Origin of the sequence: Bartonella sp. TT119HLJHH (assembly GCF_042193385.1) — a bacterium.
Lineage (GTDB): Bacteria > Pseudomonadota > Alphaproteobacteria > Rhizobiales > Rhizobiaceae > Bartonella.
Window position 1 is genome coordinate 1 of record NZ_JBHILS010000100.1, and the last position, 1,066, is coordinate 1,066.

Genomic DNA, 1,066 nt, shown 5'->3' on the forward strand with positions numbered 1-1,066 from the left:
AGTTTATTTAACAGACGAATCTTATGATTTTAGTAAATGATTAAAATGTGCTTTATGAAAAGCATATGATCCTTTAAAGCCTTTCAAAAGAAACGGTTTATAATCATAAAAATGCTATCAAGACCATTATGGTTATGAGTTTTGAAGGTTTAGGGTTTTTTGGGGGGGGGAGGTGCTTTTTACGCCCCCCCTTTATATATATTTTTTAGTCAAAAATAAAAGTTATTATATTTCAATAAGTTAATTTTTCAAATAAACAACCTATATTAAACATAACACATAAATACAATTTTTAATATATATTTAAGAGGGTTTTGTAGGTGTTTTGGGGGTTTTAAAAACAGACAAAACCTATAAGTAATATAAGAAAATGAATATATATAACTCTCTTTAAACAAAGCTTTTGAAAAGCATAAAGCACTCATTTTAGATTACGATATAATCTTTTAAAGGCAATTCAAAAGAAGCCTATTCACTTTAAGATGGGATTTCTTTTTAGAATAACGCATATAAACACTCCTTTTAAGATGGTAGGTAATCAACTTAACAAGAGAGGTATAGATTAATCGCTATGTTCTATACCCCTTATGAGTTTATCATACCCATTATGTGAGCATGCTTTATAAGTTATTCAGTTTCTTTAATTTCTAATTTTGGTAAGTTCTTAACGATTTTCATTATTACAATCGTGCCTTTAATGAAATGGTTTTACAAATGCCGCGAATATTTCCGATAGGGGAAACGGTTGAAAATATGGTAATACAAATTACAGGTATAGGAGCAAGAAGATTTTCTGTATTGATGAATAAAGCCTTACCTAGTTTAGATGCAATAGAAAAAGGTCAATGCTTTCCAAGATATTTTTACGAACACACTCCAGTTTCAAAGAGTAAAAATAAAAACCAATCCCTTTTATTTACAAACTCTATAGAAGAAAGCACAACAGCTGGTTTACAAAGGCGTGATGCCATTACTGATGAGGGACTAGAACATTTTAAAGCCGCTTATCCTAATCAAACCATAACAAAAGATGATTTGTTCTATTATGTTTATGGGATTTTACATT

Annotated in this window: 1 pseudogene; it reads left to right on the forward strand. The window is 29.4% G+C overall.

Annotation, left to right across the window (positions count from 1 at the left end):
* Positions 1-678 precede the first annotated feature (678 nt).
* Positions 679-1,066, forward strand: a pseudogene (locus ACFIJL_RS09505) (type ISP restriction/modification enzyme); the annotation flags it as partial.